Genomic DNA, 22,633 nt, shown 5'->3' with positions numbered 1-22,633 from the left:
CGCGCTGCATCGGCGGGCCAGCCGTGGCTATAATGGGTTCAGACAGCCAGCGGGTCCGGAGTAACCGGTGCCTGGCGCCCGAATGCTTCATGTTTTGTCCATTATCCCCACCCGATGCTTCATCCAGGCGAAGGGTAAAACACTCAATTCAGGAACGCCGTGACGGTCCTGATGCCTGGCGCGGGGTGAGCAGCGCGCAAGGAGGCGGTGATGCTTGAAGCACTTTCGCTGGCAGCGGGACTCTCGTGGGCCAGCGGGCTGCGACTATATCTGACGGTATTCGTGGCGGGATTGTTCGAGCGGCTGGGTCTGATCCACCTGCCCGAAACGCTCTCGGTGCTTGCGTCTCCGTGGGTGATCGGCGTGGCAGCGGCGCTGACCATCGTCGAATTTTTCGCCGATAAAATCCCCGCATTCGACTCCCTCTGGGACGCCATTCATACTTTTATCCGCATTCCTGCCGGCGCCGTGCTTGCCGTCGGCGCGTTCGGTCACGCCGATCCGGCCCTTCTGACCATCGCGGCGCTTGCCGGCGGGACGCTCGCGGGTGCGGCGCATCTGGCTAAGGCCGGAACGCGCGCGCTCATCAATTTGTCGCCGGAACCGGTATCGAACTGGGTTGCCTCCGCCACCGAAGACTTCGGCGCGCTGCTCGGCATCACGCTCGCGCTGTTCGTGCCGTTGTTGTGTCTGCTATTGATCATCGCGTTCCTGCTGTGCGCCGGATGGGCGCTGCCGCGGCTCGTGAGAGGCGTGCGCGGCGGATTCGGCCGGATGGCCAAACACATGGTGGCGGCCCCGAGCGTCACGGCACGCGTGAATTCTGGCGGACCGTTCAGGAGCAAGCACGATTGAGCACCAGCAGCGTGGATAGCAGCGGTTCGGATTCGAAGCAGGGATCGAAGCGGGATTTGAGTCAGCGTGGACTGGGTATCGGGCAGATTGCGCGGCAGTCGCTACGCATGACGGCGCGCGACTGGCGCGCCGGCGAGCTGACCATGCTCATTCTTGCGCTCGTGCTTGCGGTTGCCGCGCTCGCGAGCGTTGGTTTCCTCGGCGACCGGATGCGGCAGGGACTCGAGCGCGATGCGCGCCAGATGATTGCAGCGGACTTTGTCGTTCGCGCCGATCATCCCGTCGATCCATCGTTTGCCGCCGAAGCAGCGCAACTCAAGCTCCAGACCGCAACCACCGCAATTTTCCCCAGCATGATCAGCGCCGGTGTCGCCGGTGCGGGTTCCGCGCCTGTTGCCCGGCTATCGGCGCTCAAGGCTGTATCGCCCGGTTATCCGCTGCGAGGCGCGCTGCGTATTGCGCCGGCGGTCGGTCAGCCCGACGCCCCCGCCACTTCCATCCCCGCTCCCGGCACCGTATGGGCTGATCCTGCCTTGCTCGATGCGCTCAAAGTCCCGGTCGGCGGCACGGTTCGCGTCGGCACGCGTGCGTTCAAGGTGTCCGCGATCATCACGCGCGAACTCGATCGCGGGTTTTCGTTCGTGAGCTTCTCGCCGCGCCTGATGATGCGTGCCGATGAACTCCCGTCCACCGGCCTCATTACGTTTGGCAGCCGCGTGACGTATCGGCTGTTGGTGGCCGGGCCGGACGCACAGGTCAAGCAATTCGCCGAATTTGCCCGCAACAAGGTCGATGGAAAACCGGTTGCCGGGGCGAACGGCGCTGCGACTGAAGGCAGCAAATTGCGCGGCGTGGCGCTTGAGTCGCTGCAGGACGGCCAGCCGCAGGTGCGCCAGACGATCGACCGGGCAAGTCACTTTCTTACGCTGGTTTCGCTTTTGACCGCACTGCTTGCAGCGGTCGCGATCGCGATGGCGTCGCACCGGTTCGCGCGTCGTCATCTTGATGGTTGCGCCGCGATGCGCTGCCTGGGTGTCAGCCAGGCGACGTTGCGATCGTTGTTCATAGGCGAGTTCTTGCTGGTGGGCGTGCTGGGCAGCGTGGTTGGCGTCGTGCTCGGCTTCGGTGGGCATCTGGTGCTGCTCAGTTGGCTCGGAACACTCGTCGATGTCGAATTGCCATCGCCCAGCATCTGGCCGGCAGTGCAGGGCGTGGCGACCGGACTCGTACTGCTGCTCGGCTTCGCGGTGCCGCCGTTGTTGCCGCTGACACGCGTGCCGCCGGTACGCGTGATTCGCCGCGAACTCGGCGATGCAGGCCGGATCGCGTGGATTGCGTATGCCGTTGGCGTGCTGCTCTTCGCCGGATTGCTTGTTGTCGCGGCGGGCGAATGGAAGCTGGGCGGGATCGTTGCCGGCGGTTTTGCGGGCGGCTTGCTCGTGTTCGGCCTGGTTGCGCGTGTGGCGCTCTGGGCGGCGGCGCGCTTCGTTCGCAGCGAGCGCGTGGGCGCGGGCGTGGGCTGGCGTTATGCACTCGCATCGCTTGAACGGCGCAGTGGCGCAAGCGCGTTGCAGATCACGGCGTTGGGTATCGGCTTGATGTGCCTGTTGCTGATTGCCATGACACGCAGCGACTTGATCGCCGGATGGCGGCAATCCACTCCGCCCGATGCGCCGAATCAGTTTCTCATCGATATCCAGCCCGACCAGCGCGCCGGCGTCATGAGCTATCTGCAACAGCATGGCCAGGCCGATGCCGCCCTGTCGCCGATGGTGCGAGGCCGTCTCGTCGCCGTCAACGGCAAAGCGGTCAGCCCCGACAACTACGAGAAAGCCGATGCAAAACGGCTGGTCGACCGCGAATTCAACTTGTCGTACACCACGGAGCTGCCAAGCGATAACCGTCTGGTTGGCGGCGATTGGTACGGCACGGACGGCAAGGCACAAGTATCGATAGAACAGGGCCTCGCCAAGACCATAGGCGTGAAGCTCGGCGACACGTTGCGTTTCGATGTCGCCGGCATGCATGTGGAAGGGCCGGTCACGAGTCTGCGCAAGGTCGACTGGAATTCGTTCAAGGTGAACTTCTTCGTTCTGATGCCGCCGCCGTCCATCAGCGACCTGCCCGCCACGTTCATCACGAGTTTCCATTTGCCGCCGGGGCAGCAGGGATTGATCGACGGGTTGGTCGGGCAGTATCCGAATGTGACCGCCATCGATACCGCGCCGATCCTCGCGCAAATCCAGCGCGTGCTGGAACAGGTCATTGGCGCCGTGCAGTTCCTTTTCATCTTCACGCTGGCAGCAGGCGTGCTCGTGTTGTACGCCGCGCTCGCCGGTACGCGCGACGAACGCATGCGCGAGTCCGCGCTGCTGCGCGCGCTCGGCGCTTCGCACAAGCAGGTGCGCTCGGTGCAGACGGCGGAGTTCATCGCGGTGGGTGCGTTAAGCGGCCTGATGGCGGCGCTCGGTGCGCAAGGCATCGGCTTTTTGCTTGCGACGCGCGTGTTCGAATTTCACATCGACTTCAATCCATGGCTCGTGCCGGCCGGCATTGCTGCGGGCGTGGTCTGTTCGGGGCTCGGTGGCTGGTTGAGCCTGCGCCGCGTGCTGTCGCGTCCGGCGCTGCAATCGCTGCGCGATGCCTGAGATATTTTCAAAAGATACGCATGACCGAAGCAACTTCCGACGCAACGACTCAAGAAACGCCGCAACCGACGGCATTCGAACTGATTGGCGGCGAGGAGCGTGTCCGCGCGCTCGTCGACCGGTTCTACGACCTGATGGACCTGGAGCCGGAATTCGCCGTGCTGCGCGGTTTGCATCCGCCCACGCTCGACAATTCTCGCGATAAATTCTTCTGGTTCCTGTGCGGCTGGATGGGCGGCCCCGATTACTACATAGCCAAGTTTGGCCATCCGCGTCTGCGCGCACGGCATCTGCCTTTTGCGATTGCATCGCCGGAACGCGATCAGTGGTTGCGCTGCATGGCATGGGCAATGGAGGACATCGGCCTCACCGAGATCATGCGCGAGCGCCTCCTCACCTCTTTCTTCGATACCGCCGACTGGATGCGCAATCGTCCGGGCTGAGCGCAAAGGCAACGCCCATGAGTACCCTTGATCCTGACGCTCAGGCAGTGCTGGACGCCTGGTTCGGCACGCCGGATTCGCCCGGATTCGGCCATGCGCGCAGGCAGTGGTTCAAGAAAAGCCCCGCTTTCGATGCCTCACTCCGTGAGCGTTTCGGCCCGATGCTTGAATCGGCGTTGAGGGGAGAACTTGCATCGTGGCAGGCCACGCCGCCCGGCGCGTTGGCGTTGATCGTGATGCTCGATCAGTTCACGCGCAATTGTTTTCGCGGAACGCAGCGCGCGTTTTCCGGCGACATGATGGCGCTGAAGCTCGCCCGGGAACTGGTCGATACAGGCAAAGAACGCAGCTTGCCGACACCCTGTCACCGCATGTTCGTCGCCATGCCGTTCGAGCACGACGAGAACCTCGAAAGCCAGCGAGAAGCCGTGCGCCTCCATCAAATCCTCTTCGATGAAACCCGCGATAAGGACATCGAATCAGGGTTGAAGTACGCAATCCTTCACGCTGAAGTGATCGAGACATTCGGACGCTTTCCACATCGAAATGCGATCCTCGGCCGCGAGTCGACGGCCGAAGAGCTTGAGTGGTTGAAAATGAATCGCGGCTTCTGAAACCGCAGGGACCTACCGTCCGCCGGCTACATCCAGCAACGCGCCCGTCACATAAGACGACGCATCCGACAACAGCCACACGATCGATTCCGCGACTTCATCGGCGGTGCCGGGACGGCCGAGCGGGGCCAGCGCGCCCAATTGCGCCGCGCGATCGGGTTTGCCGCCACTCGCGTGAATCTCGGTATCGATCAAGCCGGGGCGCACGGCGTTCACGCGCACGCCTTCCGGACCAAGCTCCTTTGCAAGGCCGATGGTCAGCGTATCGACGGCGCCTTTCGAGCCCGCGTAATCCACGTATTCGTTAGGCGATCCGAGCCGCGCCGCCGCTGACGAAATATTGACGATGGACCCGCCAGTACCACCGCGCTTTGTCGACATCCGCCGCGCCGCTTCACGCGCGCAAAGGTAGGCGCCGAGCACATTGGTATCGAAGACGCGTTTCATGCGGTCCACGTCCATGTCGGCCAGCGCCGAGCCCGGTGCGACGATCCCCGCATTGTTCACGAAGCCATCGATCGGGCCAAAGGCTTTCGCCATGGCATCGAACACGGCGATGACATCGGCTTCCACGCTCACGTCGCCTTCTATGGCGATTGCGCGGCCACCCGCGGCCTGCACGCGGGTGACGGTGTCATCGGCCGCGGCGCGGTTCGTCGCGTAATTCACGCCGACAGACCAGCCGCGAGCGGCGCACAACAATGCGGCAGAACGCCCGATACCGCGGCTGCCGCCCGTGATCAAAACAACCTTCGACATATTCAATGTCCTCGTTCAGACAGCGTCGCGTTTCTCGGGCCAGCGATCGATCGTCGGCGGCGTATAAGCCTTGAGCGCGCCGATCAGCTTCACCGGATCGGACGCGACCTGAAGCATGTCGAGAAACGGTGCGCGCATGAAACCTTCTTCTACGGTATGCCGCAACATGGCAAGAAGCGGGTCGTAATAGTTGTCGATGTTCAGGAGCGCGACCGGCTTGTCGTGGTATCGAAGTTGCGCCCACGTATAAACCTCGAACAGCTCTTCGAACGTGCCGACGCCACCTGGCATCGATACGAACGCATCCGACAGATCAGCCATTTTCTTCTTGCGCTGATGCATGTCGGGCACCACGTGCAATTCGGTCAACCCTTTATGGCCGACTTCCTTGTTCATCAGCAATTCGGGAATCACACCGATCGCGCGGCCGCCGTGCGCGAGCACTTCGTCGGCAATCGTGCCCATCAGTCCCACGCTCCCGCCGCCGTAGACCAGCGCGAGATCCGCTTCAACCAATGCGCGGCCGAACGCCTTGGCGGCTTCGGCATAGATCGGGCGGGCTCCGTTCGAGGAGCCGCAATATACGCAAACTGCTTTCATTAGAGGGGTTCCTTGGGCGCGCCGTCTTCCTTCGGCGCGCGGTAGTCGGCAAAGACGCGCTCAGGCATTTTCCCCGACACGAGGTCATCGAAAATCTGCCGTGACCGGCCGCGTAGATACGGCGCCATCACCGAGATGATATTCAGGCTTGCCTGATGCAATTCCGCGCGAATCGTGTCCTGCTCGTTGTATTTGCGCGGGTTCATGACGAACTGATACGACAGCCAGTACGTCGCGATGATCCCCATGTTGGTCGCGATCACCTTGATTTCCGCGGGCGTCGCGACCATTTCGCCGTCGGTGACAAGCGCGTCACAGAGCTGCTGCGCGAAGTTGACCTTGTGCGTGATGATCTGCTTGAAATGGGTTTCGAGCGTGCGGTTACGGGCGAGCAGGTCGTTCAGGTCGCGGTACAGGAAACGGTACTGCCAAAGGAAATCCGCCATGTACTGCAGGTAAGACCACATTTCGTCGATGGTCGGACGATGGTCGTCCGGAAATCGCAGCCGCTTTTCGATCAGTTGCTCGAACTGCGCGAAGATGCTGTTGATGATGTCGTCTTTGTTGCGGAAATGGTAGTACAGATTGCCCGGGCTGATCTCCATCTCTTCCGCGATGGTCGTGGTCGTGACGTTCGGCTCCCCGATATCGTTGAAGAGCTTCAGCGACAGTTCGAGAATGCGCTCACGGGTGCGGCGGGGAGGTTTTGCTTCCATGTCGTCCGACCTGGTTGACCGGCTCCGGCTGAGCGTCGCCTGGACGGCAGCGCTTCGAGCCCCGGAACCGGAGGCTATCTTGTATATCGGACGATTATAAACGGGTGGTTCCCGGACGGGTCGGAGTCGGGCGCGGGCTTAAAACAATGCTAGGGTCCATTGCCACAGAAGCGGGCCGACTATCAGCCCCCAGGTCAGCAGGCACACGAGCAATGCAACCATCACCGCCGCGCTGCCAAAGTCTTTCGCGCGTTTGGACAGTTCGTGGCGCTCCAGCGAAATTCGGTCGATGGCCGCTTCCACGCTCGAATTAAGCAGCTCCACCATCAACACCAGCAGCACGGATGCCATCAACACCGCGCGTTCGACCGGCGTAACCGGCACGAAAATCCCGCATGGCAAGAGAATGGCCGCGAGCGTCAGTTCCTGGCGGAACGCGCTTTCCTCGCGGATCGCCACACGAAAGCCGTTCAGCGAGTTTTTCATCGCGTGCCAGGCGCGTGTCAGGCCGCGATTGCCCTTGTAAGGGTTGAAGGGCAGCGGGGCAAGCATGTCGTCGGGGCTCAATGGTTCGCCGGCGTCCTCTTCCTGGTCGAAGGGTTCGCGATGAGCATAGAGCAATGAGTCCGCTTGTACTGAAGGTTTGGCTTTCACATTGCGGCTTCGGTGGTGATGCGTTGATGTTGCGTTGGCGTTGCGCGTTACCTCTCTACGCGGCGGCCTGTTCCTGCGTCGCGCCGCGTGTGCCGAGCGGTTTCAGATGCGAAGCAAATTGCTCCGATGCCGCGCGCCACGAAAACTTTTCCGCCCACGCGCGCGCATCGGCACGTTCTATTTTAAGCGCTCGCAGGCAGGCTTCCTGCAGGTCTTCATCGAGTGCGCCGGGTCCATCTGTTCCCAATACATCGATAGGACCCGTCACCGGATACGCCGCCACCGGCGTGCCGCATGCCATGGCTTCGAGCAGCACCAGCCCGAAGGTGTCCGTGCGGCTCGGGAACACAAAGACGTCTGCCGCTGCATACACCTTCGCGAGTTCAGCCTGCGACAACACGCCGAGATAGTTCACGTTGGTATAGCGCGATTTTAGCTCGGCGAGCGCAGGACCTTCGCCCGCCACCCATTTCGAACCGGGCAAGTCGAGCTTCAGAAATGCCTCGACGTTCTTCTCGACCGCCACGCGTCCCACGTACAAGAAGATCGGGCGCGTGGTGTTGAGAACCTTCGAGTCCATCGGCTGGAAGATATCCAGATCCACGCCCCGTGTCCACAGCACGACGTTCGTGAAACCGAACTTCTCGAGGTCGGTTTTCACCACGGGCGTCGGCGCCATCACCGCTTGCGACGGCTTGTGAAACCAGTGCAGGAACTTGTACGTCACGCCAAGCGGAATGCCGAAACGCGCCTGTACATACTCAGGAAAGCGCGTGTGATACGCGGTCGTGAAGGGCAGCTTGTTGCGTATGGCAAAGGCGCGCGCCGCCATGCCGAGCGGACCTTCCGTTGCGATATGCAGCGCATCGGGAGCAAATTCTTCGATGCGCTGCGCCACCCGGCGGCGCGGCAGCAAGGACAGCCGGATCTCGGGATACGTCGGGCACGGTATGGTCTTGAACTCGAGCGGCGTCAGCAACTCCACGCGGTGCCCCAAAGCCGTCAGTTCGCGGCTCGTGCTCTTCAGTGTCCGCACGACGCCGTTGACTTGAGGTTCCCAAGCATCGGTCACGATCATGATTTTCATTCGATGGCCTCTCGGTTAAGTGAAATGCTCAGGCGGTTGCCCCGGCCTTTTGTGCGTGGTGTTCTGGTGCGCGCAATACGGTCCAATAGACGATCTTCAGTTCGCCTTCGAACGTCTCGACGAGCGCCGACAGACTCTCGACCCAGTCGCCGTCGTTGCAATAAAGAACGCCGTCTATATCGCGAATCTCCGCTTTGTGAATGTGCCCGCAGACCACGCCATCGCAGCCGCGCCGGCGGGCTTCATCGGTCATCACGGATTCGAACTTCGAGATGAAATTGACCGCGTTCTTGACCTGATGCTTGAGATACTGCGAGAGCGACCAGTAGTTGAAACCGAAGCGGCTGCGCACGCGATTGAACCAGCGGTTGAGCAAGAGGATGATCGTGTAGAGCGTGTCGCCCAGGTAGGCGAGCCACTTGGCGTGCTGGATGACGCCATCGAAGAGATCGCCGTGAACGATCCACAAGCGCTTGCCGGCAAGCGTGGTGTGGAAAGCTTCCTGGCGCACGTGGATATCGCCGAATGCAAGGTCGCAGAACTGGCGCGCGGCTTCGTCGTGATTGCCGGGGATGTAGACCACCTGCGTGCCTTTGCGGGCTTTGCGCAGGATCTTTTGAATCACGTCGTTGTGCGCCTGCGGCCAGAACCAGCCTTTGCGAAGCTGCCATCCGTCGATGATGTCGCCGACCAGATACAGGTATTCCGAGTCGTTGTAGCGAAGAAAGTCGAGCAGGTAGTTCGCCTGGCAGCCGCCGGAGCCGAGGTGGATATCGGAGAGCCAGATGGTGCGGTACCGATGGTCGGCGGGGGCATCGTCGAGACGTGAAGTGCCTTGTGGCGCGAGGTTCGCGCCGGTCGTTTCGGGTGGTGCAGATGGCGCGGCGCCGGTGCGAAACGCAATGGCTTCTGCATCGCGGAGGGTAACGCCTAACAGATCACTGAGGTTACTCGCAGACGATTTGGTGGCCATGGGCACGCGCAACGGGTTGCAGTGAGCCCATTGCGCCATGCCAGCGTGACGGTGCCATGACAGTCACAAAAACTTCTTTTTGATCGGGTGTCCGATACACAGTTGTTGCATCTATTGCAGGATCTGTAAAAACTGCGCACGCGGTCGCCTAATGGAGCGACATTCGACTCTATACTCGCTGGTTTCCAGCGGAATCCTAACTAATGCTTAACGTAACGGTACGTCCCGTCGAATGCGTATCGACTTGCAAGATCTGCAACGCGCAGGCGCCTCTTTACGGTGTCACCGATTTTCAAAAGAGTTGTGAAGAAGCGCGCGGCCACTATCTGCCGCTCACGGGCGTGCCGATCTATTACCACCGATGCAATGAATGCGGTCTTGTCTTCACACGAGCGTTCGACGACTGGAGCAAGGCCGAATACGTGCAGCACATCTATAACGACGACTACGTGCTGATCGACCCTGATTATGTCGCTGCGCGGCCGGCCAGTAACGCCGCCTTCATTGTTGATTTCGTCAAGAAGGGCAAAGACCTGAAATGCCTGGACTACGGCGGCGGGAATGGAAAGCTGGCGGGACTGTTACGAAAAGGTGGATTGGACGCCCGGAGCTGGGACCCGATGGACGCGGCCGATGCGCCGCCGCCCTCCGATTCCTTCGACTTCGTCAGCGCTTTCGAAGTGCTCGAACACACACCGGAGCCGGTCGCGACCGTCCGGGAAGCCTTGGGGCTACTGGGTCCGCGCGGCGTGCTGCTGTTCTCGACATTGACCATCGATCACGTGCCGCCACGCGGTATGGACCACTGGTACATCGCGCCGCGTAATGGCCACATCACCATTTACACGCGACGCGCGCTGGACACGTTATTCGCGCAGGAAGGTTTTCGTGTGCATCACTTCAACGACAACCTGCATATGGCGTTGAACAATGATCCGGACTGGCTGAGTTGATTTGGAGTAAGGACGAAGGCGCCGGGCCATCGATCAAGCAGGGACCGTCGGCGACACAGCCACCACGCGCGTGCCTGCCATCCGGTCGTGCAGGAACTGTCTCGACGGATCAAGCCATACGGCCGCTGCCCATAGCACGATCCACCCGGCGCACAGACACAGCGTGACGGGCACACTCAAGCCGAGCAACGGATGCAGCGCAAGCGGCGGCAAGAACCATAACCAGGCTAAAACGAACCGCAACACGGCGCGCGCCGTCGAGACCTTGGCGCCGCGGGCATCGACCACTTTAAGGCGCCACGTCTTCATGGGCAGCGTCTGGCCGCCATGGGTCCAGAAGTAGACGAAATAAATCGCGAGCACGATCCCGATCCACGTCATCAAAAGGTTGTGATGGGTGAGTCCGTTGCGTTGCTGCGTGAGCGTGCTGAACAGGTATCCGGCGATGAACACGATCCCAAAGAGGATCACGCCCTCGTAGACCATGGTGGCGAGGCGGCGGCGCAACTTGGGCGCGACCAATGGGGCTGCGGCGAGTGACTCGAAGGAAGCACTCACCATGGCTCAGGAACCGTTGAAGATCGATGGTGCCTGCTGAGGCGAAACCGGAATCGGCGTGGCGGGAACAAAACTGGCCGCACTCGGAATGGCGGGCGCTACAGACGCAGGCGTGCCGATGTCTGCTCCCATAGCGTCGGACGCATGCCAGTGGTCCCGGCCGGTAATCAGCCGGTTGATGTCCTTGACTTCGGTTTTTCCGGAGGGCGGCGCGCTGACGACGGTCGGCCGGCGAGGTTTCTCGGCTGCCGCCAATTTCTTCTTTTGCTCTTCGGGAAGCTTCTGATACGCATCCCAGGCGCGTTCGCGCTTTTCAACCGGCACGGACTTGGAGACCTGGTAATTTTCCCGCGCGACCTTGCGCTGGTCCGGCGTCATGCGGACCCATTCGGCCATCCGCTCGTGCAAGCGCTTTTGCCCTTCGGGCGAGAGCTTGGGATACCGCGACGCGATCTTCATCCACTTCAGCTTGCGCTCTTCGCTGAACTGATCCCATTGTTTTGCAAAGGGCGCGAGTGCGGTTCGCTGGGTTTCGGTGAGCCGATTCCAGGCGAGAGGGCTGTCGGGGGAGAGCGATGAAAGCGGGGACAACACGTCCGCCGCGCTCGCGCCGGAAGGCGCGGCAGCAACGGTAACCGCGGAAGCGGCCGAGTAGAATCGCGGATAGGTGGCGGCAAACGCGACGAGTCCCGCAATTGCGCATCCAAAGACAATCGCGAGGCCGCGCTTGTAACTCACCCGATAACTCCTGCAGACTTAATGATTACGCGTCAGGTACGCGTTGAAACCGTGGTCGAGATAGGCGTCGAGCGGAAGGTTGTCGCTCAGCATGGCCGCGTCGATATCGGCGAGTTCGGCGGTACGCTGCTGATCTTCCCAATAAGCAATACCCGCCAGTCCGATCGCAAGCGCCAGCAACGGCCACGCAAGCGCCAACCGCGAAAAGCGGCCGCGTTTGCCTGACGGACCGGGAACCGGGCCGCCGAGGCTTGGCGCCATGCCCGCACCTGCGAGCGCCGGGGCAAAAACCGGCACTGCGACTTTTTCCGGCTTCTTGCGGGCGAGCGCCGTCCGCCGGGCCGCCGCGAGCTTGTCGAGCGACGCGGCAGGTAGCGTTGTAATACTTTCGTCGAGCGCGCGGCGTACCTTCAGCGCGAATTCGGCTTCTTTCTGATCGAGAGCGTTGCTCATAGCGTGATTCCTTTCGCCTTCAGCGCGTGTGCCAGCGCATGCGTGGCCCGCGAGCAATGCGTTTTTACGCTGCCCTCAGAGCAGCCCATTGCAGCGGCGGTTTCGGCGACATCCATATCCTCCCAGTAACGCATGAGAAACGCTTCCCGTTGACGTGCTGGCAATTTCTGGATTTCCGCGTCGATCAGATTGAGCACCTGTTCGCGCTCGAGCCGGCTTTCGCTGCTCTCCGCACCGACCGTGCCATCCTGCGATTCGAAGGTTTCGAGGGGGTCGAATTCGTCGTCGTCTGCGTTCCCGAACGACGAAAACAGGCTCACCCACGTATTCCTGACCTTCTGGCGCCGGAAATAGTCGTGCGTTGCATTTTGCAGGATACGCTGAAACAAAAGCGGCAATTCAGCCGGAGGGCGGTCGCCGTATTTTTCGGCGAGCTTGATCATCGCATCCTGAACGATGTCGAGCGCCGCGTCGTCGTCACGTACGGTGTACACCGTCTGCTTGAACGCGCGTCTTTCGACGCCCGCCAGAAAATCGGCGAGTTCCTTGTCTGATGCCATCCGTGAGGCCCGGCGCAACGAGTGTGCGTCGATAAGGGTTGGTGAGAGGTTAAAAACCTGCGGATGCTAACAAACTTTTGGGTGAACAGCGAGGAAATGCCTCAGACGGCGGCCCGAGAAGCAGACTTTTCCGCATCATTTCGGAGAGTTCCGAGCCTTTTTTCACCCCTTTTCAGCGCATTCCGGTTGGGGTCCAAGAAGTTTTTGCTTGACTGTCTTTATTGCCTCGGGCTATCGTTTCCGACTCGCATCATCAGTGAACTGTCTCTTTGAGGCGAGCCCAAGAAGCCCGCTTCCCATTTAGACGCGCCGCTTGAACCCGAGCCATAAGCCCGGCAGAGAGCACCCAATCAATTTTTTGCCGAAAATTCGAAAGGTGAATGTATGAATATGCCCAGCGCGGAATTCTCCACGTCGGATACGACTTCCCCACTCGAAGCGCAATCCATTGGCGGCACCGTGCTCATGCGCGCGCTGGCTGACGAGAACGTCGAGTTCATTTGGGGCTATCCCGGCGGCTCGGTACTCTATATCTACGACGAGTTGTACAAGCAGGACCAGATCCAGCATATCCTCGTGCGCCACGAACAGGCCGCGGTTCATGCCGCCGACGCCTATGCGCGTTCCACCGGCAACGTCGGCGTGTGCCTCGTGACCTCGGGCCCCGGCGTCACCAACGCGGTGACCGGTATCGCCACGGCTTACATGGACTCCATTCCGCTCGTCGTCATCAGCGGTCAGGTTCCGACTGCGGCAATTGGCCAGGATGCGTTCCAGGAGTGCGACACGGTCGGCATCACACGCCCGTGCGTGAAGCACAACTTCCTCGTGAAGGACGTGCGTGAACTGGCCTCCACCATCAAGAAAGCGTTTTATATCGCGCGCACAGGCCGTCCCGGCCCGGTGCTGATCGACATTCCGAAAGACGTTTCAAAGACGCCGTGCAAATACGAGCCGGTCAAATCCGTCTCGCTGCGTTCGTACAATCCGGTCACCAAAGGCCATTCGGGCCAGATCCGCAAGGCCGTGCAGCTTTTGCTGTCGGCCAAGCGTCCGTATATCTATACCGGCGGCGGCATCATCCTGGCGAATGCGGCGCGCGAGCTGAACCAGTTCGCCGATCTGCTCGGTTATCCGGTCACAAACACGCTGATGGGTCTCGGCGGGTATCGCGCGGACAAGAAGCAGTTCCTCGGTATGCTCGGCATGCATGGCACGTACGAAGCCAACATGGCCATGCAGCATTGCGACGTGCTGATCGCGATCGGCGCGCGGTTCGATGACCGCGTGATCGGCGATCCGGAGCATTTTGCGTCGCACGCGAAGAAGATCATTCACATCGACATCGATCCGTCGTCCATTTCCAAGCGTGTGAAGGTCGATATCCCCATCGTCGGCGACGTGAAGGAAGTGCTGAAGGAACTGATCGAGCAATTGCAGACGGCCGACCATGGCCCCGATACCGCGGCGCTTGCCGACTGGTGGAAGGACATCGAAGCATGGCGTTCGAAGGACTGCCTCAAGTTCGACCGCAAGAGCGAGATCATCAAGCCGCAATATGTGGTCGAAAAAGCCTGGGAGCTCACCGGCGGCGAAGCGTACGTCTGTTCGGACGTGGGCCAGCACCAGATGTGGGCCGCGCAGTTCTACCGGTTCAACGAGCCGCGCCGCTGGATCAACTCGGGCGGGCTCGGCACCATGGGCTTCGGTTTGCCGGCTGCCATGGGCGTGAAGATGGCACATCCGGACGACGAAGTGCTGTGCATCACGGGCGAAGGCTCGATCCAGATGTGCATCCAGGAATTGTCGACGTGCAAGCAGTACAACACGCCGATCAAGATCATCTCGCTGAACAACCGCTATCTCGGCATGGTTCGCCAGTGGCAGCAGATCGAATACAAGAAGCGTTATTCCAGTTCGTACATGGACGCGCTGCCTGATTTCGTGAAGCTCGCCGAAGCGTACGGCCATGTAGGCATGCGCATCGAACATACGCGCGATGTCGAACCGGCGTTGAAAGAAGCATTGCGCCTGAAGGATCGCACGGTATTCCTCGACTTCCAGACAGATCCCACCGAAAACGTCTTTCCGATGGTCCAGGCAGGCAAGGGCATCACGGAAATGCTGCTCGGATCGGAAGATCTATAACGGCTGTTTCCTGTGCGGATTCGCGCGCGCCCGTCTTCACAAAAGACGTTCGATTGCGCGCGGGTCTGACGAGAACACGCCATCCAACTGGATTAATCGGGAACGCAAATCATGAGACACATCATTTCCGTGCTGCTGGAAAACGAACCGGGCGCGTTATCGCGTGTCGTCGGGCTCTTTTCCGCACGCGGCTACAACATTGAGACCTTGACGGTGGCGCCGACCGAAGACAGTTCGCTGTCGCGGCTGACCATCGTTTCCATTGGCTCGGACGACGTGATCGAACAGATCACGAAGCACCTGAACCGCCTGATCGAGGTGGTGAAAGTGGTCGACCTGACAGAGGGCGCCCACATCGAGCGCGAGCTGATGCTGATCAAGGTAAGGGCAGTCGGCAAGGAGCGGGAAGAGATGAAGCGGATGGCGGATATCTTCCGCGGCCGGATCATCGATGTCACCGAAAAAAGCTACACGATGGAACTGACAGGCGCGAGCGACAAGCTCGACGCCTTTATTCAGGGGCTTGATGCGACGGCGATTCTCGAAACCGTGCGCACCGGAAGTTCTGGCATTGGCCGGGGCGAGCGCATTCTGAAGGTTTGAGACTCGCCGCAACGAACTCGCAGTTATCAGTACCCCTTAAACGAATCAACGAATCTATTCAAGGCAAAGGAACCGACATGAAAGTTTTCTACGACAAAGACGCCGATCTCTCCCTCATCAAGGGCAAGCAGGTCACGATCATCGGCTATGGCTCGCAAGGCCATGCACACGCGCTGAACCTGAAGGACAGCGGCGTGAACGTGACGGTCGGCCTGCGCAAGAACGGCGCATCGTGGAGCAAGGCTGAGAAGGCCGGACTGAAGGTCAAGGAAGTGGCCGAAGCCGTGAAGGGCGCAGACGTCGTCATGATGCTGCTGCCGGACGAGCAGATCGCTGAAGTCTACAAGAACGAAGTGCACGACAACGCCAAGGAAGGCGCTGCTTTGGCATTCGCTCACGGCTTCAACGTGCATTATGGCCAGGTCATCCCGCGCGCCGATCTGGACGTGATCATGATCGCCCCGAAGGCGCCGGGTCACACGGTTCGCGGCACCTACGCACAAGGCGGCGGCGTTCCCCACCTGATTGCAGTGGCGCAAGACAAGTCGGGCTCGGCGCGCGACGTGGCCTTGTCGTACGCGGTGGCTAACGGCGGCGGCCGTGCCGGTATCATCGAAACGAATTTCCGCGAAGAAACCGAAACCGACTTGTTCGGCGAACAGGCTGTTCTGTGCGGCGGTACGGTCGACCTGATCAAGGCCGGCTTCGAAACGCTGGTGGAAGCCGGCTACGCGCCGGAAATGGCTTACTTCGAATGCCTGCACGAACTGAAGCTGATCGTCGACCTGATCTATGAAGGCGGTATCGCCAACATGAACTACTCGATCTCGAACAACGCCGAATACGGTGAGTACGTAACGGGTCCGAAGATCGTGACGGCTGAAACGAAGAAAGCGATGAAGCAGGTTCTCACGGACATCCAGACGGGTGAATACGCGAAGAGCTTCATCATCGAAAACCGTGCGGGCGCGCCGACGCTGCAATCGCGCCGCCGCCTCACGGCCGAGCACCAGATCGAAACGGTTGGCGCCAAACTGCGCGCAATGATGCCGTGGATTGCCGCAAACAAGCTGGTCGATCAGTCGAAGAACTAAATATTGCCTGATATCGCTTGAACGACCGGTGTTGTTTGCCGGTCTTAGTGAAGACCGAAAGCCGTCCGGGGTCGCTTGGCGCCGGACGGCTTTTGCTATCCTACGGTTTTACTAAAATATAGAACTCGTTCATGAACTATCCACATCCGATCATCGCGCGCGAAGGCTGGCCGTTTATTGCCATTGCGGTTGTCATTGCCGTGTTGATCCAGGCCATCGGCGGCTTTGGGTTTGCCTGGCCGTTCTGGCTGCTTGCGATCTTCGTCGTGCAGTTTTTCCGCGATCCCGCGCGCCCCATCCCGGTTCAGGCGAATGCCGTGCTGTGCCCCGCGGACGGCCGCATCGTCGCTGTGGAAACGGCGCATGACCCATACGCAAACCGCGAAGCGCTCAAGATCAGCGTGTTCATGAACGTGTTCAATGTCCACTCGCAACGCTCGCCGGTGGATGGCGCGATCAGCAAGGTCGAGTATTTCCCGGGTTCGTACCTGAACGCGGCCGTCGACAAAGCATCGACCGAGAACGAACGTAACGCCATCGTGATCCAGACCGCGGCGGGCCATACGGTGACGTCGGTGCAGATCGCCGGCCTGATCGCGCGGCGCATTTTGTGCTATGTCCACGTGGGCGAGCCGCTCAATCGTGGCCAGCGCTATGGTTTTATCCGTTTTGGATCGCGTGTCGACGTGTATTTGCCGGTTGGAAGCCGTCCGCGCGTGGCGATTGGGGAGAAGGTATCGGCGTCGTCCACGATTCTTGCCGAGTTTGCAGAGTAAGCATAGATAAGCGGTAAAACCAGGCTGCACAACGGAGGACTCGATGGCGGCACTCAAACCGCGCCGGACACGAAGCACGACAACACCCCCGCGGGCGTTTCGACGCAACAAATCGGCGCAGGACCTCGGCGTGCTCGAAACGAGGCGTGCGAAGCGGCAACAGTTCCTTAGAAAACGCGGCATTTACTTGCTGCCCAATGCATTCACCACCGCCGCGCTGTTTTGCGGTTTTTTCGCCGTCGTTCAGGCAATGAACGTGCGCTTCGAAATCGCCGCCATCGCGATCTTCGTGGCCATGGTGCTCGACGGCATGGATGGCCGTGTCGCTCGCATGACGCATACGCAGAGCGCGTTTGGCGAGCAGTTCGACAGCTTGTCCGACATGGTGTCGTTCGGCGTTGCGCCCGCGCTGGTGATGTACGAATGGATCCTGAAGGATCTTGGCCGATGGGGCTGGCTCGCGGCTTTCGTGTATTGCTCGGGCGCGGCTTTGCGTCTGGCGCGCTTCAATACGAACGTCGGCGTGGTCGACAAACGTTATTTCCAGGGCTTGCCGAGCCCGGCTGCGGCGGCGTTGATCGCGGGTTTCGTGTGGCTCGCCACCGATAACCGCGTGCCGCTCAAGCTGGTCTGGCTGCCCTGGGTGGCATTCGCGCTGACCATCTATGCAGGCGTGACGATGGTCTCGAACGCGCCGTTCTACAGCGGCAAGGCGCTGGATGTCAGGTTCCGCGTCCCGTTCGCCGGCGTATTGCTGGTGGTTGTGGCGTTCGTGCTGGTATCGTCCGATCCGCCGTTGATGCTGTTCGGACTCTTCGTTCTCTACGGCTTTTCGGGCTACGCCTGGTGGGGATACATGAGTTTGCGAGGCCGGCCGAATCCGGCCCGGTCATCGGAAAAAGCGCATTGATATCAACGCGCATCGGTCCTTACAGCCGGTGCGCGTTTTTTTCGACTGCAGGAAGGTCGAACTGAACACCGAACCAGGCACCAATCGCCCCGATCGGAAAGCCCAATTGCACGCGCTCAAAAATGTAGTTATAGTTTGCGAATGAATTTTTTCGCCCATCTCCTCTCGTTGTCCCTAGCCGGTGCGCCGCTACGTGCGCTACCGCTACTAGCGCGCCTGCCGCGCTAAGCTTCCCGCCTCCCGTCTGCTCGTTCGTGGTTTTCGACGCCAGCGGTGGCGCGAACACCCGAATTCCATATCGCCTTTCTCCACCGTTTTAATCAATCCAAAATTCCCCACTGGAGCCCGAACATGGCAGACAAACTCATCATTTTCGACACGACGCTTCGCGATGGCGAGCAATCCCCCGGCGCGTCGATGACGAAAGACGAGAAGATCCGCATCGCAAAAGCACTCGAACGGATGAAAGTCGATGTGATCGAAGCGGGCTTTGCAGCCAGTTCCAACGGCGATTTCGATGCAATCCACACTATTGCCGGCCTGATCAAGGACAGCACGATCTGCTCGCTCGCCCGCGCCAACGACAAAGACATCCAGCGCGCCGCCGACGCCCTCAAACCCGCCGATCACTTCCGCATTCATACGTTCATCGCGACGTCCGCGCTGCATATGGAAAAGAAGCTGCGCATGAGCGCCGATCAGGTCTACGAGCAGGCTCGTCTCGCCACGCGTTTCGCGCGCAAGTTCACGGACGACGTGGAATTCTCGCCGGAAGACGGCAGCCGCTCGGATCTCGACTTCTTGTGCCGCGTGCTGGAAGCGGTGATCGACGAAGGCGCGACCATCATCAATATTCCGGACACCGTGGGTTATGCCGTGCCGGAAGGTTACGGCAACCTGATCAAGACCATTCGCGAACGCGTGCCGAATTCGGACAAGGCGATCTGGTCCGTGCATTGCCACGACGACCTTGGCATGGCCGTCGCCAATTCGCTCGCTGGCGTGCATATCGGCGGCGCGCGTCAGATCGAGTGCACCATCAACGGTCTCGGCGAGCGCGCGGGTAACACGGCGCTGGAAGAAGTCGTGATGGCGATGAAAACGCGCAAGGATTATTACGGGCTGGAACTGGGTATCGACACCACGCACATTGTGCCGACGTCCAAGCTTGTCTCGCAGATCACGGGTTTTGTCGTGCAGCCGAACAAGGCTGTGGTGGGCGCAAACGCGTTCGCGCATGCATCGGGCATTCACCAGGATGGCGTGTTGAAAGCGCGCGATACCTACGAAATCATGCGCGCCGAAGACGTAGGCTGGGCAACGAACAAGATCGTGCTCGGCAAGCTGTCGGGCCGCAACGCGTTCAAGCAGCGCCTCGAAGACCTGGGCGTGACGCTGGAGTCGGAAACGGACGTGAACGCAGCGTTCGTGCGCTTCAAGGAACTCGCCGACCGCAAGTCGGAAATCTTCGACGAAGACATCATGGCGATCGTCTCCGAAGAGTCGGCGGAAATGCAGGCGAAGGAAACGTTCCGCTTCGTGTCGCTGGCTCAGCGTTCGGAAACGGGTGAGCAGCCGCATGCACGCGTGGTGTTTGCTGTCGATGGCATCGAAGTGCACGGCGAGTCGCGTGGTAACGGTCCGGTGGATGCGACGCTTCACGCGATCGAATCGAAAGTGACGAGCGGCGCCGAGCTGGTGCTGTATTCGGTTAACGCCATTACCACGGGCACGCAGGCTCAGGGCGAAGTGACCGTGCGCTTGTCGAAGAGCGGCCGGATTGTCAATGGCGTGGGCACGGACCCGGACATTGTGGCGGCATCGGCGAAAGCGTATCTTGCCGCGCTCAACAAGCTCCATTCGAAAGTCGAAAAGCTCAACCCGCAGCTTTCGTGATTTTGATGCACACACAGCAAGGCGCTTGATCCAGCCGCCTCGCTGATTGAAAACGGCTCTCGCCAGAAGCGAGGGCCGTTTTTCGTTGCGATGTTAATTAGCGGAAAGCCCGTCTGAAAAGCGCCATGCGCTGCTGAAAGCCGTGCCGTTCCCGCGCCGCGCGTTCGAGCTGACGGCACTCGACGTGAATCCCGCGGGCGGGGGCATCGGCGATGAATTTATCGATGAGTTCACGCACATCCTGATCGATGAAATCCGCGCGGCTTGCATCGACGATCAACGTTGCGTTGTCGGGAATCTGCTTCAGGTGATGCTTGAGCGACACCTTGCCGAGAAACGACACGTCCTTGCGAAACGAGAGCAGGAAGTGATCGTCGTGCTGCGCGATGGTGATCGGCCGCTGCAGATTCGCGTGGATCGCAAGCGCGATGCTGCACGCAATCCCCAGCAGGATGCCGATCAGCAGATCGGTCATCAGCACGCCGGCAATCGTCACGATGAATGGCGCAAACCGCTCGAAACCCTGTTTCGCGACGGCCTTGAACAGCGACGGCTTAGCGAGCTTCAGTCCGGTGAAGATCAGGATCGCGGCGAGGCAGGCAAGCGGAATGAGGTTGATCACCGCCGTCAGCGCGAACACGCTCGCCAGCAGCAGAACGCCGTGAATGACGGCCGACCATCGGCTTTGCGCACCCGCGTGGACGTTGGCCGAACTGCGCACGATCACGGAGGTGATGGGCAACGCGCCGATCGCGCCCGCCATCATGTTGCCGATGCCCTGCGCCTTCAGTTCGCGATCCGGATGCGCGGTACGCTTCTTGGGATCGATCTGTTCGACAGCTTCCAGACTCAGCAAGGTCTCGAGACTCGCCACGATGGCAAGCGTCATCGCGAGCCGCCAGACATCGGGATTGATGAGTTGCTCGAAGTTGGGCCAGTCGAGCGCGGCGTTCAACGCGGCGAACGTCGCCAGCGATGGCAGTGAAACCCGATGCTCCGCCGGCGGCGCAAAACCCGGCGCAGCGAAATCGAGCGCAAGCGTGATCGCGATGCCGAGCACGACCACGGCAAGCGGCGCGGGCACCGCGCGTACGAACGCGAAGCGGCGCATGGCCTTCGTTTCCCAGCTTGCCAGGATCGCGATAGACACAATGGCCACCAGACACGCGGCGAGCGACATCGCGCCGAAGGGTGTGGCGATCGTGCCTGGCGCTGCCGCGGCGACGTGGGCGCCATCGTTGGCGAAACCGGCGGCGAGCGGCACTTGCTTGATGATGAGCAGCAAGCCGATTGCCGCGAGCATTCCCTTGATCACCGATGACGGCACGTACGCCGCGAAGCGCCCGGCCTTCAGCATGCCGAAGCCGAACTGGATCGCGCCCGCCAGCATCACGGCCATGAGGAAGGTGGAAAAGCTGCCGAGCTTGGCAATGCCATCGACGACGATCACGACGAGTCCCGCCGCCGGGCCGCTCACGCTCAGTTGCGATCCGCTCAAAAGCGCCACCACCAGCCCGCCGATAATGCCTGACAGCAGCCCTGCGAACGGCTCGACGCCGGAAGCGTTGGCAATGCCAAGGCAAAGCGGCATGGCGACAAGGAAAACGACGGTCCCAGCGAACATGTCGCGAGGGAAATTGGCAAACGTCTGGCGTAGGTTCATAGGCTTTTTGGGGCGCGAGTTGAACCATGCGATGTCCCGAGGGGCGTCGCACAGAAGAGGTTTTATGCAGGGAGAGTCTCGCCGGCTAGTCGCCGGCTGTTTCGGTCATATATTGGACGGCGCTCGGGGCAGGTTCAGCCTCTGCGTCAGCCGGATCGCCGGATGAAAGGACTTTGATGCGGCCATCGCGCAGGCCGAATATCCAGCCGTGAACGCGCGGTGGGCGCTCGGCGTCGCGTACGGTCGACACGCGCCGGATCGCGCGAACTTGTTCCAGCACGCTCAGTTCAGCAAGCCGGTCGATGCGGCCATCGCCGGGCTCGATGGCGTCGAGTTCGCCGCTGTGTTTTTGCGCCAGCGCGCACAGCGGCGCAATGCGGCGGTTGACGTGGGGAAGGGCGGGCGACATGGGCAACAACGACGCCCGCACGCCGCCGCATCCATAATGTCCGCAGACGATCACATCGTCCACTTTCAGCACGTTTACCGCGTATTCGAGGACGCTCATGGTGTTGTCGTCGTCGGCGGAAAACAGGTTCGCGATGTTGCGATGGACGAACAGATCGCCGGGCTTCGAGTGCGTGATGGTTTCGGCCGGCACGCGGCTGTCGGAGCAGCCAAGCCACAGCACGGTCGGGCTTTGTCCCTGCGCGAGGGTTTCGAAGAAAGGCGGGTCGCTGGCGGCGGTTTCTGCCGCCCAGCCAACGTTTTCAACAAGCATGCGTTTGGGTCGAGTCATGGGGTGTAGTCCAATCCAGCTCCAAAAACGTAATGGTAGGCGATCTACAACGAAACGATTTTCCGATTCACTGACACAACGTAGTCGTAAGCTTACGAATTACTTTCTATGAAAAGGTTCCGGACGTCCAGCCATAAAAAAATGCCGCGTTCGGCGGCGGCATTTTTTTCGGACGAGAAATAAATCGCCCGAT

Annotated in this window: 23 protein-coding genes; 11 read left to right on the top strand and 12 right to left on the bottom strand. The window is 60.6% G+C overall.

Annotated features, from left to right (window positions below; translation table 11 throughout):
- The first annotated feature begins 210 nt into the window (after window positions 1-210).
- The 4 genes from AXG89_RS00460 (at window position 211) to AXG89_RS00445 (ending at window position 4,560) form a co-directional block, all read left to right on the top strand.
- Window positions 211-855, top strand: a complete 645-nt coding sequence (locus AXG89_RS00460) for a DUF4126 domain-containing protein (protein WP_061999857.1) — start codon at window positions 211-213, stop codon at window positions 853-855.
- A gap of 107 nt (window positions 856-962) precedes the next feature.
- Window positions 963-3,503, top strand: a complete 2,541-nt coding sequence (locus AXG89_RS00455) for an ABC transporter permease (RefSeq protein WP_082771437.1) — start codon at window positions 963-965, stop codon at window positions 3,501-3,503.
- A gap of 20 nt (window positions 3,504-3,523) precedes the next feature.
- Complete coding sequence (locus AXG89_RS00450) at window positions 3,524-3,946, top strand: group II truncated hemoglobin (protein ID WP_062167116.1); 423 nt, start codon at window positions 3,524-3,526, stop codon at window positions 3,944-3,946.
- A gap of 17 nt (window positions 3,947-3,963) precedes the next feature.
- A complete protein-coding gene (locus AXG89_RS00445) occupies window positions 3,964-4,560 on the top strand; it encodes a DUF924 family protein (protein WP_062167114.1) in 597 nt (198 codons plus the stop codon).
- A gap of 12 nt (window positions 4,561-4,572) precedes the next feature.
- Here the strand turns inward: AXG89_RS00445 and AXG89_RS00440 are convergent, their stop codons facing one another.
- The 6 genes from AXG89_RS00440 to AXG89_RS00415 all read right to left on the bottom strand — a co-directional run bounded on the left by AXG89_RS00440 (window position 4,573) and on the right by AXG89_RS00415 (window position 9,349).
- Entirely contained in the window at window positions 4,573-5,319 is a 747-nt protein-coding gene (locus AXG89_RS00440; protein WP_062167112.1) for an SDR family oxidoreductase, read from the bottom strand.
- A gap of 15 nt (window positions 5,320-5,334) precedes the next feature.
- Window positions 5,335-5,919 (bottom strand): TIGR00730 family Rossman fold protein, encoded by a 585-nt coding sequence (locus AXG89_RS00435; protein ID WP_062167110.1) that lies wholly within the window; start codon window positions 5,917-5,919, stop codon window positions 5,335-5,337.
- Complete coding sequence (locus tag AXG89_RS00430; RefSeq protein ID WP_061999852.1) at window positions 5,919-6,635, bottom strand: TetR/AcrR family transcriptional regulator; 717 nt, start codon at window positions 6,633-6,635, stop codon at window positions 5,919-5,921. The genes AXG89_RS00435 and AXG89_RS00430 overlap by 1 nt, the downstream gene beginning before the upstream one ends.
- A 138-nt stretch (window positions 6,636-6,773) precedes the next feature.
- Window positions 6,774-7,256, bottom strand: a complete 483-nt coding sequence (locus AXG89_RS00425) for a diacylglycerol kinase (RefSeq protein ID WP_231941378.1) — start codon at window positions 7,254-7,256, stop codon at window positions 6,774-6,776.
- Between the two features lie 88 nt (window positions 7,257-7,344).
- Window positions 7,345-8,376 (bottom strand): glycosyltransferase family 4 protein, encoded by a 1,032-nt coding sequence (locus AXG89_RS00420; protein ID WP_062167106.1) that lies wholly within the window; start codon window positions 8,374-8,376, stop codon window positions 7,345-7,347.
- Window positions 8,377-8,404: 28 nt separating this feature from the next.
- On the bottom strand, window positions 8,405-9,349 hold the full coding sequence (locus AXG89_RS00415; protein ID WP_062167105.1) for a UDP-2,3-diacylglucosamine diphosphatase: 945 nt from the start codon (window positions 9,347-9,349) through the stop codon (window positions 8,405-8,407).
- Window positions 9,350-9,552: 203 nt separating this feature from the next.
- On the opposite strand from AXG89_RS00415, the gene AXG89_RS00410 reads away from it, so the two are divergent.
- The gene (locus tag AXG89_RS00410; RefSeq protein WP_062167103.1) at window positions 9,553-10,302 is read left to right on the top strand and encodes a class I SAM-dependent methyltransferase; all 750 of its coding nucleotides are present in this window, start codon (window positions 9,553-9,555) and stop codon (window positions 10,300-10,302) included.
- 33 nt (window positions 10,303-10,335) lie between these two features.
- On the opposite strand, the gene AXG89_RS00405 is transcribed toward AXG89_RS00410, so the two are convergent.
- From AXG89_RS00405 to AXG89_RS00390, 4 genes are read right to left on the bottom strand one after another with little or no spacing between them, the layout of a single operon-like run.
- Complete coding sequence (locus AXG89_RS00405) at window positions 10,336-10,863, bottom strand: RDD family protein (protein WP_062167101.1); 528 nt, start codon at window positions 10,861-10,863, stop codon at window positions 10,336-10,338.
- Between the two features lie 3 nt (window positions 10,864-10,866).
- Window positions 10,867-11,598 carry a DUF3106 domain-containing protein gene (locus AXG89_RS00400; RefSeq protein ID WP_062167099.1) on the bottom strand — a complete coding sequence of 244 codons (732 nt, stop codon included), beginning with the start codon at window positions 11,596-11,598 and terminating at the stop codon, window positions 10,867-10,869.
- 18 nt (window positions 11,599-11,616) lie between these two features.
- The gene (locus AXG89_RS00395; RefSeq protein WP_061999846.1) at window positions 11,617-12,051 is read right to left on the bottom strand and encodes a DUF3619 family protein; all 435 of its coding nucleotides are present in this window, start codon (window positions 12,049-12,051) and stop codon (window positions 11,617-11,619) included.
- Window positions 12,048-12,611 carry an RNA polymerase sigma factor gene (locus AXG89_RS00390; protein WP_056354030.1) on the bottom strand — a complete coding sequence of 188 codons (564 nt, stop codon included), beginning with the start codon at window positions 12,609-12,611 and terminating at the stop codon, window positions 12,048-12,050. The genes AXG89_RS00395 and AXG89_RS00390 overlap by 4 nt, the downstream gene beginning before the upstream one ends.
- 384 nt (window positions 12,612-12,995) lie before the next feature.
- Between AXG89_RS00390 and AXG89_RS00385 the strand changes: the two genes are divergently transcribed.
- The 6 genes from AXG89_RS00385 (at window position 12,996) to AXG89_RS00355 (ending at window position 20,038) form a co-directional block, all read left to right on the top strand.
- A complete protein-coding gene (locus tag AXG89_RS00385) occupies window positions 12,996-14,759 on the top strand; it encodes an acetolactate synthase 3 catalytic subunit (RefSeq protein ID WP_062167097.1) in 1,764 nt (587 codons plus the stop codon).
- A 111-nt stretch (window positions 14,760-14,870) separates the two neighbouring features.
- Entirely contained in the window at window positions 14,871-15,362 is a 492-nt protein-coding gene (gene ilvN / locus AXG89_RS00380; protein WP_047844600.1) for an acetolactate synthase small subunit, read from the top strand.
- A 77-nt stretch (window positions 15,363-15,439) separates the two neighbouring features.
- Complete coding sequence (gene ilvC, locus AXG89_RS00375; protein ID WP_061999844.1) at window positions 15,440-16,456, top strand: ketol-acid reductoisomerase; 1,017 nt, start codon at window positions 15,440-15,442, stop codon at window positions 16,454-16,456.
- A gap of 131 nt (window positions 16,457-16,587) precedes the next feature.
- Entirely contained in the window at window positions 16,588-17,232 is a 645-nt protein-coding gene (locus tag AXG89_RS00370) for a phosphatidylserine decarboxylase (RefSeq protein WP_060858501.1), read from the top strand.
- A 43-nt stretch (window positions 17,233-17,275) separates the two neighbouring features.
- On the top strand, window positions 17,276-18,142 hold the full coding sequence (gene pssA, locus AXG89_RS00365; protein WP_061999843.1) for a CDP-diacylglycerol--serine O-phosphatidyltransferase: 867 nt from the start codon (window positions 17,276-17,278) through the stop codon (window positions 18,140-18,142).
- 351 nt (window positions 18,143-18,493) lie between these two features.
- Complete coding sequence (locus AXG89_RS00355) at window positions 18,494-20,038, top strand: 2-isopropylmalate synthase (RefSeq protein WP_061999842.1); 1,545 nt, start codon at window positions 18,494-18,496, stop codon at window positions 20,036-20,038.
- Window positions 20,039-20,135: 97 nt separating this feature from the next.
- Here AXG89_RS00355 and AXG89_RS00350 read toward each other — a convergent pair whose 3' ends face one another.
- Window positions 20,136-21,701, bottom strand: a complete 1,566-nt coding sequence (locus tag AXG89_RS00350) for a SulP family inorganic anion transporter (protein ID WP_062167093.1) — start codon at window positions 21,699-21,701, stop codon at window positions 20,136-20,138.
- A gap of 85 nt (window positions 21,702-21,786) precedes the next feature.
- Entirely contained in the window at window positions 21,787-22,440 is a 654-nt protein-coding gene (locus AXG89_RS00345) for a carbonic anhydrase (protein WP_062167091.1), read from the bottom strand.
- Window positions 22,441-22,633: the final 193 nt, after the last annotated feature.

It is taken from the genome of Burkholderia sp. PAMC 26561 (assembly GCF_001557535.2).
Taxonomy (GTDB): Bacteria; Pseudomonadota; Gammaproteobacteria; order Burkholderiales; family Burkholderiaceae; genus Caballeronia.
Note: the sequence above shows the minus strand (reverse complement) of the source record. Positions and strands in the feature narration are given on the sequence as shown.

Bases quoted from the DNA above. Each gene is read 5' to 3' on its own strand.
- AXG89_RS00415 (WP_062167105.1), bottom strand. From the start codon at position 9,349: ATGGCCACCAAATCGTCTGCGAGTAACCTCAGTGATCTGTTAGGCGTT.
- AXG89_RS00405 (WP_062167101.1), bottom strand. From the start codon at position 10,863: ATGGTGAGTGCTTCCTTCGAGTCACTCGCCGCAGCCCCATTGGTCGCG.
- ilvN (WP_047844600.1), top strand. From the start codon at position 14,871: ATGAGACACATCATTTCCGTGCTGCTGGAAAACGAACCGGGCGCGTTA.
- AXG89_RS00450 (WP_062167116.1), top strand. From the start codon at position 3,524: ATGACCGAAGCAACTTCCGACGCAACGACTCAAGAAACGCCGCAACCG.
- AXG89_RS00445 (WP_062167114.1), top strand. From the start codon at position 3,964: ATGAGTACCCTTGATCCTGACGCTCAGGCAGTGCTGGACGCCTGGTTC.
- AXG89_RS00370 (WP_060858501.1), top strand. From the start codon at position 16,588: ATGAACTATCCACATCCGATCATCGCGCGCGAAGGCTGGCCGTTTATT.
- AXG89_RS00355 (WP_061999842.1), top strand. From the start codon at position 18,494: ATGGCAGACAAACTCATCATTTTCGACACGACGCTTCGCGATGGCGAG.
- AXG89_RS00430 (WP_061999852.1), bottom strand. From the start codon at position 6,635: ATGGAAGCAAAACCTCCCCGCCGCACCCGTGAGCGCATTCTCGAACTG.
- AXG89_RS00385 (WP_062167097.1), top strand. From the start codon at position 12,996: ATGAATATGCCCAGCGCGGAATTCTCCACGTCGGATACGACTTCCCCA.
- AXG89_RS00455 (WP_082771437.1), top strand. From the start codon at position 963: ATGACGGCGCGCGACTGGCGCGCCGGCGAGCTGACCATGCTCATTCTT.
- AXG89_RS00390 (WP_056354030.1), bottom strand. From the start codon at position 12,611: ATGGCATCAGACAAGGAACTCGCCGATTTTCTGGCGGGCGTCGAAAGA.
- AXG89_RS00460 (WP_061999857.1), top strand. From the start codon at position 211: ATGCTTGAAGCACTTTCGCTGGCAGCGGGACTCTCGTGGGCCAGCGGG.
- AXG89_RS00435 (WP_062167110.1), bottom strand. From the start codon at position 5,919: ATGAAAGCAGTTTGCGTATATTGCGGCTCCTCGAACGGAGCCCGCCCG.
- AXG89_RS00350 (WP_062167093.1), bottom strand. From the start codon at position 21,701: ATGAACCTACGCCAGACGTTTGCCAATTTCCCTCGCGACATGTTCGCT.
- pssA (WP_061999843.1), top strand. From the start codon at position 17,276: ATGGCGGCACTCAAACCGCGCCGGACACGAAGCACGACAACACCCCCG.
- AXG89_RS00345 (WP_062167091.1), bottom strand. From the start codon at position 22,440: ATGACTCGACCCAAACGCATGCTTGTTGAAAACGTTGGCTGGGCGGCA.
- ilvC (WP_061999844.1), top strand. From the start codon at position 15,440: ATGAAAGTTTTCTACGACAAAGACGCCGATCTCTCCCTCATCAAGGGC.
- AXG89_RS00420 (WP_062167106.1), bottom strand. From the start codon at position 8,376: ATGAAAATCATGATCGTGACCGATGCTTGGGAACCTCAAGTCAACGGC.
- AXG89_RS00410 (WP_062167103.1), top strand. From the start codon at position 9,553: ATGCTTAACGTAACGGTACGTCCCGTCGAATGCGTATCGACTTGCAAG.
- AXG89_RS00440 (WP_062167112.1), bottom strand. From the start codon at position 5,319: ATGTCGAAGGTTGTTTTGATCACGGGCGGCAGCCGCGGTATCGGGCGT.
- AXG89_RS00395 (WP_061999846.1), bottom strand. From the start codon at position 12,051: ATGAGCAACGCTCTCGATCAGAAAGAAGCCGAATTCGCGCTGAAGGTA.